The following is a 16,793-nucleotide window of genomic DNA, read 5'->3' as shown; positions in this document are numbered from 1 at the left end:
AGCTGGCCGTCGATGTCGTGACTGACGCAGCATGAGCCGAACAGGCGAGGCAAGCGCAAGCCTTGGGGCCCAACCTCAGACAGACGAAGCACGCTCGTGCAGTCTGGAGACAGCGCAACGAGTTATTCATTCGGGCGCCTTCGCATCACCAGCGGAACGAAAGAGTTAACTGGCGGTTTACTAGGGAAGGATTGCAGGACGAAAAACATTGAGGATTTCTGCCATGACAATGTTGTTCGAACCACTCGACTCTGAAGGTTACAAGCGCAGCGTGGTCTACCATGCGGCACGCTTGTCCATGCTCCACAATCGAATGCTGAAGCGTTTCGACAAGGTCGATAAAGCGGCTGAAAAGGTTGAAGCCGAGGTGGAGTTGTTTGATGAAGCTGTTCGCACTCTCTACGAATGAGCGGCATGTTGACCGCCGACGTTCCTGCTAGCGCGTATACGGGCGCGGGGTTCACCGTTGCGTCACCAGGCGATGTCGCGCCGCGTATTTGGGCTTGATAAGCACGATCTAATGTATACGATTCACCCAGCCGGCCTGGCTCCCCCGCCATCGGGCCGGTCAGGCCCGACGGTTCAACGCACCACCCCAAACGACTGTCGGGCCGCCAGGACGCTCACTGCGCAGCCGGGTTCATGCTTTGCCTTTTTTTCTCGAAAAGCGCGAGCTTGGTCATATAACCAATTCTGATTTTTGCATGGCATTGGGTGCAGTTGAAGTTGGATATCACCTTCAACCACGATCCCTTTTTTATGATGACATGAGAACAGTTTGGACATTCCAGTTCCAGGTACTCGTCCCCCATATCGTTTGAAATCGGCACTACGACACTCCCCAACAGTTGCCCGTGAAACTTGCGCTTCGAGATCGGCCGGCACCTCCGTGCTCAAACCCCGAACGTGGGTCCTTGGCAGATGTTCCGCAATCCGACCTCTGGCGACCGGGATCGGACCTAAGTCCAAATCGCCGCCAACAGGCCGAGAAGTGGAACCCCGGCGGATGCTTTTTGAACGCTGAATTTCCGTCCTCGCCGGTCGTAGTCCGCCGTCCTCATAGCCAAAGCGCCAATGTTGCCCTTTGTGAGACTGACCTCGTCCGGCCTACCAGGTCGCCAGGGCGCAACTCCGGTAATAATGCGGCGGAGCGAATGTCAGCGCGAAGCTGTGCGCAGGGACGCCAACTCGCTGACAGCAGCAAGGATGACAGCATCGGTTGCCGGCTTCGGCAGGAATCTGCAGTCGCGGAAAGCCGCGGGAACGTCGGCGGGGCCAAATCCCGACAAGAAGGCAAAGGGGATGCCTCGCGCCTGCAATATCCTCGCCACCGGCAGACCCGTTTCACCGTTCAGCTGGATGTCTAGCAACGCCACGTCAATCTTGTCCGATTCGACAAGACGCAGAGCGGCGGATACCGACGGCACAGGTCCGACCACCTGATAACCGGCGCGACGCAGCCGCGCGGCAGTGTCCTGCGCGACTAGCCATTGATCCTCAACAATCAGAACACTCACGCTTTCGCTCACGGCCCCTCTCTGCGATTGACCGGAAATGAGATGTCGATCCGAGACCTTCGGACAGTTGTTTCGACATGTCCGCAAACCTATAGGTAACCTCTCCATGCAGCAAGGTGAGGCTGATGCTGGAGCCGAGGCGCTTCCACCGACCACTTGCTGAATTACCGGAGCCGAAGATTAGCGCGTCAATGGAGCTGCGGTCCGCGCCTCCGCTCCATCAGAGTTGGATAGGCGTTTACCCCTCTCCACGATCCACAAAATCTAAAAGCCGCCGTACCGCGCCATTGGCTCTTCAAAGCATGAGCAGCACCTCTCTCTCCATCTTTGGCGACCTGAGATTGCAATCGGTCAATGAGCGTCAGAAGTGCGATGCACCGAGTTTGTGCCTGCAGTTTTTCGAAGGAAAGGCTTGAGAATTCATGATTTCGGAGCAGGTTTGGCTGGCGCATGAGCGCCGCAGATCTATACTGGGGAGATCAAGCGATGGGGTCGGCGATGAGCAAAGAGTTCAGTGTAGCTGATGCCTATGGCGCCGGCCGCGCCATGTTCATGGGACTTGAACTGCTGGTTTCGCCCGGTGCGCTCGTCCCCAGACCTGAGACCGAGTTGCTCGGCAAGACCGCGCTTGGTGTGTTGCATCAGATGAACCTGCCGGCTCCGCGCATAGTTGATATGTGCTGCGGCACTGGGAATCTGGCGTGCGCGATCGCCTACCATGTGCCCAGCGCCCTTGTCTGGGCAAGCGATCTCACCGATGAATGCGTCGAAACGGCACGCCGCAACACCTCACATCACGGCATGGCTGAGCGTCTTTCGGTGCTTCAGGGCGACTTGTTCGACTCTCTCATCGGCCTTGGGTTAGACGGAACTATCGACGTAATCGTCTGCAATCCGCCTTACATTTCTGAAAAGCGGCTCGAGGGCGACCGCGCCCATCTGATCGAGCTTGAGCCGCGCGAGGCGTTTGCAGCCGGCCCTTACGGCCTGAGCATTCATATGCGCGTACTGAAAGACGCACCGCGATACCTGCGGCGTGGCGGCATCCTGCTCTTCGAGGTCGGGCTTGGCCAAGACCGACAGGTAGCGGGTCTGCTGGAACGCAGCAAGGCATTCGAGAACATCCGTTCGGTCTCGAACGAAGCGGGCGAGGGCCGGGTGGTTCTGGGGCAAGTCAAGACGCAGGCATGAATCCTGCGACAATCAGACCAAATACGGGGCTGCTCTGGGCGTTACGCTTACCCATCAGTTCATTTTGCGGATGATGTATTGCTCGATCCCCTGGATGGAATCGAGGTTTTCAGGCAGAAGTTCGCTATCCTCGACGGTAATGCCAAAGGTCTCCTCGATGAAGCCGATAATCTCAAGCACACCCGTCGAGTCGACAATGCCTTGATCGAGCAAGGATGCGTCATCCAGCAATGCCTTGACGTCGCTGACGTAGAAATTCGAAACCAAGAAACTACGAATCTGCTCGCTGTAGATTCCGGTGCGTTCCTTGATGGTCAACATGAATTCGTCCTCCGTGGCGTCACCATTAAATCAGCGACTTGGTTCTGGCCCCGTATCATGACAGCGCCGTTTTCTTGAGTTTTCCCGTGTCCGTCATCGGCAGGTTCGCCACAACGACGATGGATTTCGGGACCATGAAGTTTTCCAGACGCTTCTGGCACTCCTTCTGCAGTTCCCTTTCGCCAATGGCTCTTCCATGCTCCATCACCACAAAAGCTTTCACCGCTTGCCCGAGGAGCTCGTCGGGAACACCTATGACAGCCGCTTCTCGGACTCCTGGAATGTCCATCAGTACATTTTCCACTTCCCTTGGCGCCACCTTCTCGCCTCGCGACTTTATGATCTCATCCCCACGGCCAACGAAGTAGAGGTAACCCTCCGTATCCATCCGGCAGTAGTCGCCGGTGTATAGGACCTGCTCGCCGGGCAGCGGGCCGGGTTTGAGTTTCCTGGCCGTTGCCTCGGGCTTGCCCCAATACCCGTTCATCACCGTTGCGCCGCGAATGACGAGTTGGCCGACAACGCCTGGGCCTATCCGCCTGTCATGCTCGTCAACGATCCACATCTCCGTATTCGGGATTGCGATCCCTACGCTCAATGGCTTTCGCTCGAGGTCCTCTGGCGGCAAATAGGTGCAACGTTTGCATTCGGTGAGACCGTACATCGAATAGATGCGTGCACCCGAAAACAGCTCGCGAAGCATGAAAATATGCTTGAGGGGTAGGGCTGCCGCAGTGTTTGTGACGTAGCGGATGCTCGAGAAATCCTGGTCTTTGAGGGACCTGAGTTCGGAGAGTGCGGCAAAGATTGTGGGCACGCCGGGAAAGCCCGTAACTCCCTCCTGCCTGATCAACCCGAGGATCTGTGCCGGGAAAGCGAACGAGCGTTCGAGCACCAGCCGGGCGCCGGTACGAAAAGCCATGATCATCTGGTACAGTCCATAATCGAAGGCGAGGGGTAGGACATTGAGGATCACCTCGTCCTCGGCAATCGCCAGGTAGGAAGCGACAGACGCGCACGCGGCCATCATGTTTCTGTGCGTCAGCATCACGCCCTTGGGTTCGCCCGTCGACCCGGACGTGTAGATGATGGCTGCCAGATCAACATCGATGCACTGCCGTGCCGGCGGCGTATCCGCGCCATTGGCGAGGGCGGCGTCCCAGCGCACGGCAAACGGCAGCTGGGCGAGTTCGACGTCGTCGATAGGTCCCGATACGATCACCCGCAGAAGTGACGGGCAGCCGCGCGCCGGCTCGCGGAAGATCGCTTGCAGATGGCCGTCCGTGATGAGCGCCGTCGGCCGGCAGTCGTTGAGCAGATAATCGAGCTTGTCGCTCTTGGTGAGCGGGTTGACGATGCACACCACCGCATTCGCCTTTAGCACCGCCCAGAAGCTAACCACCGTCTCGACGGTGTTGTCGGCGAAGATCATCACGCGGTCACCGCGAACGACTCCGGATGCGGACAGGCCCCAGGCGATCGCGTTGGCTCGCGTTTCGAGTTCGAGGTAGGTGACACGCTGCCTGTTGCACACCAGCGCCACCTTACTTCCGTGTCGGACGGCGGAATGGGCGAGGTAGTCATGCAGCAGTGGTACGGCATCATGCAACATACAGGCGCTCTTCCCGATGTTCGCAGTCGACGTCGACGCTGAGCGTGCATTCGAGCGTTGCACTGGGACAACCCGCGACGAACTGCTGATGAAGAAGTTGGGTCGACAACACGCCGACCAGCGCCATGTTGTCGGCATTGGACAGGTCGCCATCGCCAGTTCTGGCCTGGCATTTGGCAAGCAGGTGCGTGACCGCCTTTGGATCGAAGACATTCGCCTCGCGCAGGGCCGTCTGCGAAACCGCCTCGCGAGCGTAATCCGGAGCGTCTGCGCCGACGAAGCAAAGCGCGTTGGGCGCACGGAAGGGCTGCTTCTTGCGGGCTATGATCTCGGAGGGCAGGATGGGTGCCGCCATGCGCTTCAGCACGTGCTTCTCATCGAGGCCGCGGAGTTTGAAGGAGGGCGGCAGCGAATTCGCGAGCCTCACAAGTTCATCGTCCAGGAACGGGAAGCGACCCTCGACGGAGTGAGCCATCAGCATCCTGTCGCCTTGCGAGGAGAGCAGATAGCCCGACATCAGTGTTTGGACCTCGAGATACTGGTCCTGCGCAAGAGGGCCCCAACGGGCAAACTGCGCGGGCAGACGGGCGAGCAACTCGGACACGGCGTCGCGGCCCTGCGTTTGAGCGCGCATGTCGGTCGTAAACAAGCGCTTGATGGCCCTGGTGGTTTGCCAGCGCGTTTCATGAGCAAAGCCCGGCGCGTCGTAAGCCTGAATATTTCGCCCGAAGAACTGACGCGCCATCGCCTGCTGTTGCACCGGCGAGCGGGTGAGATAGGGGTAAAGGCGTTCCAGGAGCCGAGAGCGGCGTGTCGATGTCGGGTGGCGCCCCCAGAAGCGGCGGACCTTGCCTTCGCGGAACAGGTCGTAGCCGGCGAACATTTCGTCAGCGCCTTCGCCGGTCAGCACGACCTTGATGCCACGCTCGCGCACCAGGCGCGAGAGCAGGAAGAGCGGCGCCGGGGCAGTCCTCAGTATCGGGCGCTCGGTGTGTTGGATTACCTCCGGAAAGATTCCGGCGATATCTCTGCGCGAAACGACCACTTCATGGTGCTCACTGCCGATCGTCTCGGCAACCATTCGCTGGAAGCGGGTCTCGTCATATTCGGCGTCGGCAAAACGCAAGGAGAAGGTTTGGAAGCGATCGCCCGCGAAGCGCCTCGCGAGCGCGGCCACAAGCGAACTGTCCAGCCCTCCGGAGAGGTAGCACCCGACAGGCACGTCGGCGCGCACCATTCTGAGCGCCGTCGCGGCCTCAAGAGCGCTAGACACGCGGTCCACCGCGTCGTTGGAGGACCCGGGGAACTCGCCCTGCCGCGATCCGAAATTGTCGGGATAGGAAGGCTGCCAAAAAATCCGCTCACGAACGGTGCCATCCTGATAGATGCGGACACGACCCGGCTCGAGTTCGTTGATTCCGTGGAAAACTCCTTGCGGCGGAACGACCGTCCAGAGCGTGAACGTCTGATCGATGCCGGCGGGATCAAAGGCGCGAGGGATGGTTCGATCGGCCGCGAAAATGGCTTTCACTTCGCTGGCGAAATAAAGCCGGTGCGCATGCTCGCTGAAATACAGCGGGCAAATGCCGAAGCGGTCGCGCGACAATACGAGACGATTGGCCACTGAATCCCAGATCGCAATTGCCCATTGGCCGTTCATCCGCTCGAAGGCCGTTTCTCCCCACTCACGATAGGCGTGCAGCGCGACCTCCGTGTCGCTGCGCGTTCGGAAGCGGTGGCCGAGTGCCGTGAGTTTTTCACGCAATTCGACGTAGTTGAATATCTCGCCGTTGAACACGATCCACGTCGTATCGCCTGTATCCGCCATCGGCTGCTGGCCACTGGAAAGATCGACGATGGACAGGCGCACATGCGCCAGCCCCGCGCGTCTGTCCCGGTAGAGACCGCGCCCGTCGGGACCGCGATGCGCCAGCGCGCCCATCATCTGCATCAGCGCCTGCCGCGAAGGAGAAGCCGCTGTGGCATTCAGCGCCACGATTCCAGCGATGCCGCACATGCTCGGTCAATCTCCGCCTTCCGCGGACAGCAAAGGCCGCGCGTGAAGATAGTGGGCCGCCCTTCGTTTCGCTTCGATGTCCTTGAACACTTTCTGAAGCTCGGGCTCGGTGAGGCCAGCAACCGCCGCGAGCTCATTGCTGGCGACCCCGTGGTTCAGGCCGTAGAGGCATAGATCCATCAGGTGATAGGGCAGCGCGAAATAGAATTCTTCCTGGCTTTGGGCCATGGAAAAAGTGTCGGTGGTCGGTGGCCGCCGCCGGATTTCATCATCCACCTCGAGATATTCCGCGAGTTGATAAACCTGGGTTTTGTAAAGGTGAACGATCGGCATCACGTCGGCGGCTCCGTCGCCCTGCTTGACAAAAAAGCCCTGGTCGTACTCGAGGCGATTTGGAGTGCCGACAACCGCGTATTTGAGGCGGTCGGCGTGATAGTATTCCGTCATCTTGCGCAGGCGCTGCTTGTAGTTTGTCGCAGCAACGATCTGCAGATAGGCAGCTGGCGGCAGACGCACGGTATCTACTTTACCCTGCGGATCCTGGACCGTGAGGCGGGTTATATTGAGCCCGCTGCTCTCCAGAACCGACGCGATCACCAGCTTGCATTTCCACCCTTCCCCATAGTCGGGAACGACGGTCTGGATCGCATCGATCTGCCGGCGGTAGGCCCCAATGGCCTCCAGTGCCGGTGCTATGTCCTCAAGGACGCTTTCAATGCCAAGCTGTGCCGCGACGCGGCGGCCAAGTCTCAGGGAGTCGCCGGAAGAATCCCGCTCCGGCATGAACAGTCCCAGGACCTTGTCTTTCCCGAACGCGCGCATGCACAAGGTCGCGACGACGGAGCTGTCGATACCGCCGGAAAGACCGACAACCACGCCGCGACGATGCAGGGTGCCGAGAACCTGAGTGCGCAAGGTGTCAACGATGCGATCGACCTCCGCGCGGGCATCGAGCGTCAGCATGTCCTTGCTGAATTCCGGAATTATGTCGATGACAAGTCCTCCCTTTTGCGAGATTCGGCGGGGGAATAGGTCTGCACGATGGCCGTCTCGATAAGCGGACGGTTGGTGGCAAGGTTTGGTTCGACGACAAGGTCGATGTGGCTGCCCGTGATCGAAATGACGTCCAGGTGTGCCAAGACGCTGTCCCAGCCCAAGGCCCGCGGCATTCCCTCCCTGCGACATCGGAACAAGGTACCGGAGAGGGGCAGAGCCGGTTTCGGTGCCTCAAGCCATTGGAAGAATGACTTCGCCCTTAAAACCTCCTGCAGTTCCAGTTTGGTCCTGAAGATCGTCGGGTTGAACTCTCCATTGGCAAATCTGTCCAGAATCCTGGCCAGACGCGCTTCGCCGCCCACGGCGACGGTGATCTTCGCAAGGGCTCTGCAAGCCATCCGATGCGCGGATATGCGGTTGGTGCGAATACGATAGAACGTACGGGTAAGTGTCTCCCAATGGTTGCTCGGCTCGTCCAGAAGGCTCGTGTCGAGGATGCCCAGGAACCGCACCGTTCGCCCGGCCTTCATGAGCCGTGCGGCAACCTCGAATGCAACCGCGCCACCCAGAGAATGGCCGAGAAGTCGCACGGGGCCCGCAGGTTGGATGCGGCTTATCTGCTCGAGTGCGGCGCCAGCCATGGCGCTGAGGGTGTTGTGTCCGTCCAGTATCGCCGCAAGGCTCGGATATCGGATCGGGTTTACACGGGCGACTTTCCCTATGGCGGCTGCGAACGCAGCCAGGCTCGGACCATAGCCAACGGACCCTGGAAACAGGAAAAGAACCGGGGGGTGGTGCTTCTTTTCGCGCCCTTCGCCCGACCGTGCAGAGACGACCGCCTCAACCATCTCGTCCAAGCTCATGCCGACGGTGAATGCTTCGAGGCCCAGCTCTTGCCCGATGGCGTTTTCGATCGCCATCACGCAGTGCAGCAGCTGCAGCGAATCTCCTCCAGCATCATCCCAGTTTCCCGTGGCAGTGCCTGTGTTGAGAACCTGCGTCCACGCGTGCTGCACTATTTGACGTGTGTCCTTTGCTCCTCCGGCGGGCGGAGCATCGAGAGTGGACGACCGGGCGACTCGCGCCCTCCTTCCGTGCGAACGATCTATCTCGGCCAGTGTTGCCAAATCGACCTTACCTCCCGACAGGCGTGGGATTGCGTCAACGGGGTGCAATCGCAAGGGACGCAATGGTGCCGGCAAGGTCATTCTGAGGAGCTGGCGAAGGTCGTCTGCAAAAGCGCCGCCTGCGAAGCGCTGGGGAACCGCGAAGGCGATGAGTTCCTGCGCGGCCGTTACCATCACCACGGCATCCGCCACCGAAGGCGCGCAACGCAAGACCCGTTCGAGTTCGGCGGGCTCGATGCGTCGACCATTGATCTTGATCTGGCGCCCTTTGCGGCCGACGATCCTCAAGATGCCATCATCGTCGAGCCGAACGAGGTCCCCGGTCGAAAAAAGCCGAGCCTCGGGATCGTCGGGGTCCGGCTGCGCGGGAACGACCACACCGTTCTCCCAATGACCAAGCAGGACATAGCGGCTTTTGATCAGAAGCTCTCCACTTTCGCCTGGCCCTACATTGCGCTCCGCTTCGTCGACGATAGCGAATGTCATACCAGGGAGCAGCCTGCCGACGGGAACCGACGCGTCTTGCTCGGGCCAGTCAGGCGGCAAGAACCATTGCGAACCGATGGTTTCAGTCGATGAGTAGCCGATCTGGATCAGACACTGGTCCGAAACGGCTTTGCGCAGCAAAGCGATGTCCATCCATGACACTTTCTCCCCACCGATCCGGGCCACTCTGAGCGGCCAGGAAGCGTCGGCGGGCGCCTCAGCCAGGAGGGCTCGAAGCAGTGCCGGCACAAGATAGGCGATCGTCACACCTTCGGACTGCAATCGAGCGCGCGTAGCGCGCAGGCCGACAGCCTCCACCTCGAGAAGATGCAACGTGGCGCCCGTCAGCAGCGCCGCAAAGATCTCCCGGCAACCGGCGATCGTGGCTGGCCCGGTCAGCGGCAGGAAAACGTCATCCGCGCTGATATGGCACGCATCGACATATTGCCGGACCCGCCATAGCAGGCTGCGTTGGCTGTTGACGATTCCCTTGGGGCGCCCGGTGCTGCCCGAAGTGTAAAGCACCAATGCGGGCGCATCGACCGAAACCATAGGGGGCTTATGCTGCTGTTCCGGGTGTTGATCGTTGGACGCCACGGCGGCCGCAATTTCGATCCAGACGATCTCCTGGGCCAATTCGACCGGGCGAACATTTTCGGCGCCTATAATCGCGCCGAGCCCCGCGGCACTGACTATATCGAAAATGCGAGAGGCGGGATCTCTTGTGTTGAGCGGGACCGAAGGCCGTCCCGCCGCCATGGTCGCCAACATCGCCACAGGATACCAAGCGGAGTTTGCTTGCAGGATGCCGATGGCCTGCCCTTCGGGGACGACGGCAGCGATATGAGTTGCCAGCGTCTCGACCGCCCGGAAAAGCTCAGAAAAAGTCAGGCGGTTCGCGCCGTCGCTGATTGCGAGCTTGTCAGGATACCGCCTGGCGACATCTCCAAGGTGGTCGAAGATTGGAGTGTCCGCAAATTTGGCACCCATCTGTCGGTAACGGCGCCAGACTGGCCCCCCTTGGTCAAGATCATATTCGGGAACGACTGACCACTTTCGGGTGGGTCGCAGATCCACCTGTAGGTTTTGATTTGCCACTTCCGAATGCAAACACACTGAGGACATTCAGGGCCCCGCCAAGCTGACGGTCGAACATCGCTCGCCGCGGAGATCTTTTCATCAATCATTCGGATGATGCCTCGATCTTGCCTAGCCAGCGCTTCCCGAGCGTCCTTCAGAAGTTTTGCCATCTGTGTCCAGCACCGGTCGTTTTTCCTTGCAAGCTCCGTCGAGCGCAAGACGGCTTGCCCAGGCGAACGGAGCGATCGGCATCTCCGCTAGAATCCGGGCTCGGTGCCCAGATTCACTGACTGGAACAATCATTCAAATGAACGTTGGTGTGATCTGAAATCCGGCTAAGCTTGATCCGTAGGGGAATGACTGCTCGTTCGGAGACGCTTGAGCATATGATCATCGAGTTGTTTGGGCCGCCTGGCGCGGGTAAAACCACGCTGCTTCGCGGCCTCTGCCAAGGGCTGGCGAGACACGGCATCAATGTGAAGACAGTAAATGGGTATCGCCTGATTGAACCTGGATCGGCTCAGGATGACGCTCCGGAAATCCGCCATGGCATAGGAAGAATTGGCAAAAAGATTGCCACATCCGGTCCTATCTTGCTGTCGACCTTGCCAAAGGACAGTGTCGCGGCCCGGCTTCTGGCATCGATCCCTCTTCGAAGCCGCGTGTGGTCATGGCGAATGAAGGTCGACATCGCCCAACTGTGCCAGTCCTGGCGCCAAGCGCGGGAGTCGCCCGGTTGCTTCATCTTCGAAGAGGGCATGATTCAGGCTTTGTGTGCGCTGGGTGTGCTGGCTAGAACTCCAAGCCTCGACGCGGTCCGCGAGTGCCTGGCGTTCCTGCCGCGGCCGGATCTCGTTGTGCAACTCGACGCGCCCCAGGAAACGTTACGCCGCCGTCTTGTGGATAGGCATGCGCAGCAACCGCTCCTCGAGGTTATGCTGTTCGAACTTGGCGTGGACAAAGGATTAAGGCAGGCCGAAATCTCAAGAGAGGTCGGCGAGTGCCTGCGCCAGGACCGATGGCCGTTGATACAAGTCAATGGTGCTGAACCTCACGACGTGGACGGGGTCGTCGCGCGCGTTCTGGGAGAGCATGTTGGTCATGCTGCCTAGGCTGGCCCATGACCTATGATCCATGACACATTTATGCATTTGGCGCCAAGCCGGGCAGCATCTGCCGCCAAGCGCGCAATCATGTCGAATCGTGCTGATCGAGCACTTCGAGCATGGTCGTCAACATGCTTCCGACTTCCTCAGAGATTTCCTCGGGGCGGATTCCCGCTCTGATGGCATCCGCCGTTGCTTGGTCCGCAAGTTTCGCCGCAAGAGCCGGATCGGCCTTGGTGTAGAGTGGGATCTTATCCTCTACCCATTTCTGCAGGAATTCGATGCCGCGCGCGCTCATACCAAGTACAAGCTCGGCGGGGCTTCTTGGTTCCGTCAGCCATATTCAAGAACGTCAGACCATCTTGCTCAGGCTGACGTCCCACGGTCACGTCACGATGAACGAGGACGCCGTCAGAGCCAGATGTGGCGATAGAGTGGCAAATTGGATCTGATGTGCGCCGCCCGAGCCGTCGCTGTCAAAGGAAAGCGCGCCGGTCGTGCTGTTATAGACGATGTGATCGCCGCTGTCGTGCGCGGCCCTGCCGGCGTAAAACGCCGAAGAGGGAAGGGCGCCTGTATGCAGGCCGGCAAACACGGTGTGGTCGAGTTGGATCTTGTCGTGGCCCACTTTGAAATCGGTGACCTTGTCGATATTGCCGACCTTGAGAGCCGAATCGAAGACAAAGACGTCGTTGCCGCCATGTCCGGTCAGAACGTCTCTCCCGCCACCGCCGTTGATAGTGTTGCTCCCGGAATTGCCATCGATGGTTTGGGCGAATTCGTTTCCCGTGAGCTTGATGGCGGCAGTTCCCAATTTGCTGGTGGTCGCAAGATGCTCGACCTGCGAGCCGGCCGACAGCGCGTAGCTCACCGATGCCAGCACGCTGTCGTTGCCGCTGTGCCGCAGTTCCACCACCTTGTCGCCGGCGTTGTTGACATAGTAGGTGTCGTTGTAGCCGCGGCCCATCATCGTGTCCGCGCCAGCGGTGCCGCGAAGCACATCCGCGCTACCCGTGCCGTAGAAAATGTGATCGCCGGTGCTGGTCGGAGGGACACTTGTGGGCGGAGGCGCTGTGCTGGTAGGCGGCGGCGTCGGTTCGCTGGCCGAAGGACCGCTTGCGGTGCTCTGGTTGTGTTGAAGGAACAGAGCCTGCAGCGTCGGCGAGCTCTCAAGCGCCGTGTCGCCCTGTTGAGAACCCCAAGCATAGGCATAGTCGAAGGCCGGCGAAGGCGCTACCTTGGCCCAGTGGTCCAACATGGTCTTTTCCTGAGCAACGCTGGGCAGGACATAGCGACCGCCCGTGTCGGTCGTCCAGTCGCCGCCGCCGAAGGTCTGATACACGGGAACGACCTGACTGAGCGGGATGCCCGAGGCGACGGCCGCCGCCACAGTCCTGTCGATCATGTTGTAATCAATCGTGCTTGTTCCGGTCCGTACCGGGTAGGGATCCAAGCCGTAATAGTCGATATGCGTGTTGGCAGGATTGAAGGTGTTTGAAAAGTCGGGGTTAGCGGAAGACCCCATGTTCATCATTGTTATGAAGGTCTTGGCGCCGGGCAGGTGGCTGTGGATCCAGTCTGACTCCGCCTTCAGATCAGCGGCGGTGGCATAAGTTCCCCATTTGCCGGTCGGGTCCGGCTCATCGACGAGGAAGAAGCCAAACACTTTCGGATTGCCGATGAAGGGCGTGACCTTCTGGATAAAGGAGGAGGTTGCACCATCTGCTTCATTGAGCCACACCAGGCCTTTCTGGCCGGCCGGCAAGGCGTTGAGCTGGTCCAAGGAAGATACATCAACAAGATTGAATCCGGCTTTCGCGACCTCGGAGGCCGACCCGCCCGAGGCGTAATGGAGTGTTGTCATTGACATACCCTTCGTCCGATTCGGTAGGCGCCCCACACCTGCCTAGGGAAAGGATCCATTAGCGACAAATCAAATACCGGCGTCCCTTGATAGAATCTTTGATCATCGTCCGGAAAACACAACAGCCTCGATGCTACGCTTGCGTCAGAGGTTTGTAGATGATCCAAGTATGTCGGGCGCTCAAGCCTGCAACGAAAGCGTTGCAGCGAAGTCTGCCGGAGCGCCTGCGCATTTGCAGTGGCGGCAATCGGCCAATGCGCGCTTCGGTTGCGCGAGCCACCGCCCAAATGCGCGCTTCCGCAGGATTTATTCGAGCTCAGACCGCAAAAGAATCGCGTCCTGGCGAAGCCCTCCCATTGCAGCCGCTCAATGCTCCTCGTGAGCAAAGCCTCGGCGCCAAATGTCCGCAAGGTCATGCGAGGCGCTCGCCGCTGGCAATTGCGGAGAGGCACTGAACTGGATCCCGCCGGGTTCAACCGAAAGGCGGGCGTGCGGGTCCGAATGACGGGGAGCATGGCAACGCGGTCGCCCATCCGCAGGAAGAGGCGGCTGGTGGTCCGACCGTATCCAAAGACCGGGTGAAAGCCTGTTCCAGACGAAGCGGTCGGGAGAACTGCCGGTGCGAGTCATCACACCATCTGGGTGCGATGTTGATCCGGCGTGAGAAGGCGGGCAGAGAACGCGAGCGCGCGGACCCCGTCGAACACAGCCCTCTTTTTCTAAATATCCGGCCCGCCGTGTCGTACGCGAACGTGTCGTCGTTGCACCGTCAGACCGGATGATCCAACGCACTGACCGAGGCGACAGCGATTGTGGCTGCATTGCCGCATCGTTGATCAGCTTGCTTCATGCAAACAGACGAGGACAGCACGAAAGCCTGCTCCTAGCGTGGGACTGGCTGTTGTGTGTTCAGGGGCGATGAAACCGGCCATGGAAACCGCGGATAGGGTCAGCTGTTTTACGAGATTGGGATCGCATCCAGGAGCGACAGGATGAGTCCGCATCTGGTTTGCGTTGGCGGCGAGGATCATAGACTAAGAATCCCGTTTCTTTTGGCGCTTCGCGAAAGGGGTTTTCAAGTCACTGCCGTTTCGAGTGATCTCGGAGCCGCCTTTTCACCCCATGGCATTGCCCATCGCCGATTCGGGTTCGACCGCTTTGGCAGCGGCGGTGCAGAATGGGGTGCTGTCGGCGCGATCCGTGAACTGATGTCGGAACTGCGTCCGGACATCATTCAAAGTTTCGACACCAAGCCCAATCTCCTAACTCCACTGGCGGTGCGCGGGCACGTTCCCGTCGTTCGCACCATCAACGGGCTTGGTTGGACATTCTCGTCGCGGGAGCCGCGGGCCCTGGCATTGCGTCCTTTCTTTTGCGGCCTTCAGGGGGTGGCGTCTCGTTGGACAGCCATGACCGTCTTCCAGAATAGTGATGATCAGGCCTTCTTCGAGCGCTATCGGCTGGTGGCTCGCGGCAAAGGGCGACTGATCCGGAGTTCTGGCATCGACCCCGATGCATTCTCGATGGCAAGGTATCGTGGTCCTTCGGCTGCCACGATGCGCGAGGAACTTGGCCTACAATCGGCCCAGGTCATAATATTTGTCGGTCGGCTCACGCGGCAGAAGGGGATTCCAACCCTCATCGAGGCGGTTCCTCGCGTTATCCGCGAGAGGCCCAACGCGCGTTTCGTACTTGTCGGCCCGCAAGACTCCGAAGGTCCGTTTGCCGTCAGCAGAGCCGATATCGAGCGCCATGTTCCCCACGTTGTCGCATTGGGGCCAAGGCGCGACATTCCAGCCCTCCTTGGCATGGCGGATATCTTTGCGTTTCCGACGCAATATCGCGAGGGAATTCCGCGTGTCCTGCTGGAGGCGGGATTGTCCGGATTGCCGATCGTCGCCTCGAATATGCCGGGCTGCAACGATGTGGTTGAGGATGGCTGGAACGGCTATCTCGTGGCGCCGCGCGATGCGGATGGCTTGGCCTCCCGGATAGTCGATCTTCTTTCCGACCCCGCCCGTGGCAAGACGATGGGCAGCCGTTCCGTCGGATTCGTGCGGGAGCGGTTCTCGCTGTCGTGGGTGATCGACCAGTATTGCGACCTGTATAAGACAATACTGGGTGGCAGATATCGCAGCAGGCTTGTTCAAGCTGCGCAGGCGAATCCGAGGGAAGAGGCGGTGCCAAGCCCCCATCGACTGGGTGAGGCGCGGCAATGATGCGTGATGCGCTTCTGGCCTTCGGCGTCGCGATGTCCTACGCGGCGCAACTCAGCATCCCAGGGCTGCCCTTCGGCTACAGCGAACTGTGCCTCACGCTCTGGATAATGCTGTCGATGACGCGAATCCTTGCTGGCGGCCAACTGGAGGTTACGCCGGCCCTGGCCAAGCTTGGGCTTTTCTGGCTGATCCTGGCGCTTGCCATGGGCGTGGGTTACATCATCGGTTTTCTGACAACCACGTTGTTCCTGGATCCGTTGTTGCACGACACGCTGGCCTATGTGCTGTTGGCGTGCGTCACCTGTCTGGCCGCTGCGGAGCCCAACGCGTCTTTCCGTTTGCGTCGTATCGCCTGGTGGATGGTTGCTATCGCGAATGCGGGCTTCATCATTCAGGTAGGGCTTGGCTTCGGCTGGCTCCATCAGGCTGGGGTCGAGCCCTGGTACTGGGACCGCTTCTGCGGATGGTCCGACAATCCGAACCAGCTTGCGCTCTACTGCGCCCTGCTCGGTCCACTGGCCTTGCATCTTGCCACAACCACCAGCAATAAATGGGGAAGATGCCTTGCCCTATGCAGCCTCATATTCACCGTTTACGTCGGAAGGCTGACAAAAAGCGATACCTACCTTTATACCACGGTCCTGGCTTGTCTGATCCTTCTCGGGCTGCGGGTCCGGGCCTGGCTGACGAGCGACGGCAATAAGGCGAGCCTTTCAAGGCAGCTTGCCGTCCTGATGGCCGTTGGCTTCCTGCCGCTGGCCCTGTCTATAGCGCCCTATGCCCTCAGCGAGGCCTCCAGCGCCGAAGACTTCGCCAAGAGCCTGACCAAAGACAAGGGCGGGGAAGCGACTGCCCAAACCGCGGCGCTTCGCCTCTACCTCTGGAATGCAGCCTTGGAGAAGGGGGCACGATCGGGATCGCTTGGACTGGGTCCGGGCCCGCACCTAGATAGTCCCCCCGTGGTCAATCAACAGTTTTTGCCGCGGCCCTTCGAGGCGCACAGCACCATCCTGGATCTCTACACTCAGGGCGGCCTGATTTCGGTTCTAGCCCTGATGTGGATCTTCGGCTCGGCTGCGTTGTCCGCCTGGCGGGCGAAGCTGGACGCTCTGGTGGCGCTCGTGGCATCGATCGCCGTTTTCAGTGCTCCGCATTTGGTCATCCGCCATCCGATCGTGTGGTTCTGTCTGACCCTCTGCCTTGCCGCTGGGACGCCGGAAGCGATCCCCGCGATTGTTCGCCAGAGGAGATGCTAGA

Annotated in this window: 14 protein-coding genes; 5 read left to right on the top strand and 9 right to left on the bottom strand. The window is 59.9% G+C overall.

What is annotated here, in order from left to right:
- Positions 1 to 223: 223 nt before the first annotated feature.
- Entirely contained in the window at positions 224 to 409 is a 186-nt protein-coding gene (locus NKI06_RS19390) for a hypothetical protein (RefSeq protein WP_023681021.1), read from the top strand.
- Positions 410 to 582: 173 nt separating this feature from the next.
- Here the strand turns inward: NKI06_RS19390 and NKI06_RS19385 are convergent, their stop codons facing one another.
- The gene (locus tag NKI06_RS19385) at positions 583 to 786 is read right to left on the bottom strand and encodes a hypothetical protein (protein ID WP_155921622.1); all 204 of its coding nucleotides are present in this window, start codon (positions 784 to 786) and stop codon (positions 583 to 585) included.
- Positions 787 to 1,157: 371 nt separating this feature from the next.
- Positions 1,158 to 1,529 carry a response regulator gene (locus NKI06_RS19380; RefSeq protein ID WP_023670881.1) on the bottom strand — a complete coding sequence of 124 codons (372 nt, stop codon included), beginning with the start codon at positions 1,527 to 1,529 and terminating at the stop codon, positions 1,158 to 1,160.
- Between the two features lie 486 nt (positions 1,530 to 2,015).
- On the opposite strand from NKI06_RS19380, the gene NKI06_RS19375 reads away from it, so the two are divergent.
- Positions 2,016 to 2,708: a N5-glutamine methyltransferase family protein gene (locus NKI06_RS19375; RefSeq protein WP_023689767.1), complete on the top strand. Its 693-nt coding sequence runs from the start codon at positions 2,016 to 2,018 to the stop codon at positions 2,706 to 2,708.
- A gap of 54 nt (positions 2,709 to 2,762) precedes the next feature.
- On the opposite strand, the gene NKI06_RS19370 is transcribed toward NKI06_RS19375, so the two are convergent.
- The 5 genes from NKI06_RS19370 to NKI06_RS19350 are packed head-to-tail and all read right to left on the bottom strand — an operon-like array spanning position 2,763 to position 10,392.
- Entirely contained in the window at positions 2,763 to 3,029 is a 267-nt protein-coding gene (locus NKI06_RS19370; RefSeq protein ID WP_023670883.1) for an acyl carrier protein, read from the bottom strand.
- Positions 3,030 to 3,084: 55 nt separating this feature from the next.
- The gene (locus tag NKI06_RS19365) at positions 3,085 to 4,641 is read right to left on the bottom strand and encodes a class I adenylate-forming enzyme family protein (RefSeq protein WP_023714713.1); all 1,557 of its coding nucleotides are present in this window, start codon (positions 4,639 to 4,641) and stop codon (positions 3,085 to 3,087) included.
- A complete protein-coding gene (gene asnB / locus NKI06_RS19360) occupies positions 4,631 to 6,658 on the bottom strand; it encodes an asparagine synthase (glutamine-hydrolyzing) (protein ID WP_023817746.1) in 2,028 nt (675 codons plus the stop codon). Before asnB ends, NKI06_RS19365 begins: the two co-directional genes overlap by 11 nt.
- Before the next feature lie 6 nt (positions 6,659 to 6,664).
- Positions 6,665 to 7,645 (bottom strand): NAD(+) synthase, encoded by a 981-nt coding sequence (gene nadE, locus NKI06_RS19355; RefSeq protein ID WP_352986716.1) that lies wholly within the window; start codon positions 7,643 to 7,645, stop codon positions 6,665 to 6,667.
- Positions 7,642 to 10,392 (bottom strand): non-ribosomal peptide synthetase, encoded by a 2,751-nt coding sequence (locus tag NKI06_RS19350; protein ID WP_023815051.1) that lies wholly within the window; start codon positions 10,390 to 10,392, stop codon positions 7,642 to 7,644. The genes nadE and NKI06_RS19350 overlap by 4 nt, the downstream gene beginning before the upstream one ends.
- Positions 10,393 to 10,733: 341 nt before the next feature.
- Between NKI06_RS19350 and NKI06_RS19345 the strand changes: the two genes are divergently transcribed.
- Positions 10,734 to 11,459, top strand: a complete 726-nt coding sequence (locus NKI06_RS19345) for an AAA family ATPase (RefSeq protein WP_023670888.1) — start codon at positions 10,734 to 10,736, stop codon at positions 11,457 to 11,459.
- Positions 11,460 to 11,538: 79 nt separating this feature from the next.
- On the opposite strand, the gene NKI06_RS19340 is transcribed toward NKI06_RS19345, so the two are convergent.
- Both NKI06_RS19340 and NKI06_RS19335 read right to left on the bottom strand, forming a co-directional pair.
- The gene (locus NKI06_RS19340; protein ID WP_023670889.1) at positions 11,539 to 11,751 is read right to left on the bottom strand and encodes a DUF768 domain-containing protein; all 213 of its coding nucleotides are present in this window, start codon (positions 11,749 to 11,751) and stop codon (positions 11,539 to 11,541) included.
- An 87-nt stretch (positions 11,752 to 11,838) separates the two neighbouring features.
- Positions 11,839 to 13,317 carry a M10 family metallopeptidase C-terminal domain-containing protein gene (locus NKI06_RS19335; protein WP_023681029.1) on the bottom strand — a complete coding sequence of 493 codons (1,479 nt, stop codon included), beginning with the start codon at positions 13,315 to 13,317 and terminating at the stop codon, positions 11,839 to 11,841.
- Positions 13,318 to 14,309: 992 nt separating this feature from the next.
- On the opposite strand from NKI06_RS19335, the gene NKI06_RS19330 reads away from it, so the two are divergent.
- On the top strand, positions 14,310 to 15,536 hold the full coding sequence (locus NKI06_RS19330) for a glycosyltransferase family 4 protein (RefSeq protein WP_023681030.1): 1,227 nt from the start codon (positions 14,310 to 14,312) through the stop codon (positions 15,534 to 15,536).
- Complete coding sequence (locus NKI06_RS19325; protein WP_023681031.1) at positions 15,533 to 16,792, top strand: O-antigen ligase family protein; 1,260 nt, start codon at positions 15,533 to 15,535, stop codon at positions 16,790 to 16,792. Before NKI06_RS19330 ends, NKI06_RS19325 begins: the two co-directional genes overlap by 4 nt.
- Position 16,793: the final 1 nt, after the last annotated feature.

This window comes from Mesorhizobium sp. M0772 (assembly GCF_040320135.1).
In the GTDB taxonomy this organism is placed as follows: domain Bacteria; phylum Pseudomonadota; class Alphaproteobacteria; order Rhizobiales; family Rhizobiaceae; genus Mesorhizobium.
The sequence above is the reverse complement of the archived record's forward strand: the minus strand, read 5'-3'. Positions and strand labels throughout refer to the sequence as shown.